Annotated in this window: 2 protein-coding genes; both read left to right on the forward strand. The window is 69.6% G+C overall.

All coding sequences use genetic code 11. The features are described 5' to 3' along the window. On the forward strand, positions 1-996 hold a 996-nt coding region (locus tag HA630_RS05335), incomplete at its 5' end, for an aminotransferase class I/II-fold pyridoxal phosphate-dependent enzyme (protein ID WP_166833026.1). Between the two features lie 3 nt (positions 997-999). Beyond that, the coding region (locus HA630_RS05340; protein WP_243855352.1) for a glutamate--tRNA ligase at positions 1,000-1,445 on the forward strand (446 nt) is incomplete at its 3' end.

Below are 1,445 nucleotides of genomic sequence, written 5' to 3' on the forward strand. Positions count from 1 at the left end.
CGCCTGGCCGCGCTGGAAGGCGCCGAGGCCTGCCTGGCCACCGCCTCGGGCATGTCGGCCATCATGTTGATGTGCTTCGGCCTGCTCAAAGCCGGTGACCACGTGGTGTATTCGCGGTCCATGTTCGGCTCCTCGCTCAAGCTGATCGGTTCCGAGTTCGCGCGCTTTGGCGTCGAGTCCACCGCCGTGCCGCAGACCGACCTGGCGGCGTGGGCGGCGGCCATCCGCCCCAACACCCGGCTGCTGTTCGCCGAAACGCCCACCAACCCGCTGACCGAGGTCTGCGACATCGCGGCGCTGGCCGACCTGGCCCACCACGCCGGCGCCTGGCTGGCGGTGGACAACTGCTTTGCCACGCCGGCGCTGCAACGCCCGATCGCGCTGGGGGCCGACCTGGTCATCCACTCCGGCACCAAATACCTGGATGGGCAGGGCCGCGTCATGGCCGGCGCCGTGTGCGCGCCCGAGCGCCTGGTGCTCGACAAATTGCTGCCGGTGCAGAAGAACGCGGGCATGGTGCTGTCGCCGTTCAACGCCTGGGTGGTGCTCAAGGGCCTGGAAACGCTGAGCCTGCGGCTGCGTGCCCAGAGCGCCCAGGCGCTGGCCCTGGCCCAGTGGCTGGAGGCCCACCCCGCCGTGGCCCGCGTGCATTACCCCGGCCTGCCCAGCCACCCGCAGTACGCCCTGGCCATGCGCCAGATGGACGGTTGCGGCGGCGCGGTGCTGGCCTTTGACGTGAAGGCCGACCACCCCGAACAGGCCCGCGCCCGCGCCTTCCATGTGCTCGACGCGCTGCAGGTGCTGTCGCTGTGCACCAACCTGGGCGACACCAAAACCCTGCTGGCCCACCCGGCCAGCACCTCCCACGGCAAGCTGTCCGAAGCCCAGCGCCAGGCCGCCGGCATTGGCCAGGGCCTGGTCCGCGTCGCCGTGGGCCTTGAACATTTGCAGGACATCCAGGCCGACCTGGCCCGTGGCCTGAACACCCTCGACTGATCCATGACCGCACGCGTCCGCACCCGTTTCGCCCCGTCGCCCACCGGCTTCATCCACCTGGGCAACATCCGCTCGGCCCTCTACCCCTGGGCCTTTGCCCGCGCCCAGGGCGGCGACTTCATCCTGCGCATCGAAGACACCGACCAGGAACGTTCCACCCAGGCCGCGGTGGACGTCATCCTCGAAGGCATGGCCTGGCTGGGCCTGGACCACGACGAGGGTCCGTTCTACCAGATGCAGCGCATGGACCGCTACAAAGCGGTGCTGCAGCAATTGATCGCCGCCGGCCACGTCTACCCCTGCTACATGAGCGTGGCGGAACTGGATGCCTTGCGCGAGCGCCAGATGGCCAACAAGGAAAAACCGCGTTACGACGGCACCTGGCGCCCGGAGCCGGGCAAGGTGTTGCCGCCGGTGCCCGAAGGCGTCCAGCCGGTGCTGCGCTTCAA

This window comes from Aquabacterium sp. A08 (assembly GCF_011742065.1).